This is a genomic window from Lactobacillus sp. UMNPBX6 (genome assembly GCF_002553975.1).
In the GTDB taxonomy this organism is placed as follows: domain Bacteria; phylum Bacillota; class Bacilli; order Lactobacillales; family Lactobacillaceae; genus Lactobacillus; species Lactobacillus gallinarum.
The window spans coordinates 1-933 of record NZ_PCZD01000124.1 but is presented as its reverse complement, the minus strand read 5'-3'; the positions used below and the strand labels follow the sequence as shown (position 1 = coordinate 933).

The 933-nt window shown below is 37.1% G+C and carries 1 protein-coding gene; it reads right to left on the bottom strand.

What is annotated here, in order from left to right:
- Positions 1 to 136 precede the first annotated feature (136 nt).
- Entirely contained in the window at positions 137 to 781 is a 645-nt protein-coding gene (gene vat(E), locus CP357_RS09935) for a streptogramin A O-acetyltransferase Vat(E) (protein WP_089143697.1), read from the bottom strand.
- Positions 782 to 933: the final 152 nt, after the last annotated feature.

Sequence of the window (933 nt, the reverse complement as noted above, 5' to 3'; positions counted from 1 at the left end):
GCTAAACTATTGAGTTTTCAAGGCTTCATAGTTTTTTTGATGTGGGAAGTTTAAGTTATTAATAAATTGGATTCACTAAATAGTAAAGGCCGTGTAAACAATCATTCTTGGATTGCTTGCACGGCCTTTTTTGCTTTTATTTTTCCATTAAACTGTTTATCAATTCAACTGTGGGCGTTGTTTGCATTAGTTTAGGAACATTAACAGTTATCCATTCAACATCTTTATTCCACCATGCCAGGTTTTCTAATGCTTGAATAACTTCTGGTTCAAATCTTGGTTTGATGAGTTGAATTGGATTGCCACCGACAATTGTATATGGAGCGACGTCTTTTGTTACGACACTATTTGCTCCGATAATGGCACCGTCACCTATTTTTACGCCTGGTAGGACGGTCACATTTTGCCCAAACCACACGTCATTTCCGACTACAGTATCACCTTTCAACGGCAAATCAGTCAGTTCAGGAGTATATTTCTGCCAATCGCCACCCAAAATATTAAATGGATAAGTTGAAATACCTTTCATTACGTGATTGGCACCGTTCATAATAAATTCAATACCACTGGCGATAGAACAGAATTTACCGATGATTAATTTGTCGCCTAGAAATTCATAGTGATGGGTAACGTGTTTCTCAAAATCGGTGGGATTTACTGGGTCATCATAATAGGTGTAGTCCCCAATTTCAATATTGGGACTTTTGATCACGTTCTTGATAAAGACAACCTCTTTGATGGCTGGATTGGGATAAATTGCATTTGCGTCAGGTATGGTCATGTTAGTACCTCCGAATTGAGTTGTTTGATTTTAATTATAGTCTAGAAGATTGGTAGCGTCAAGAATCTTGTGTAAATGAAATGCCTTCGTACATATAACTTAAACTTCCCACTTGCAAAAGTGGGCTTGTACCTTGAAAATTCAATAGTTTA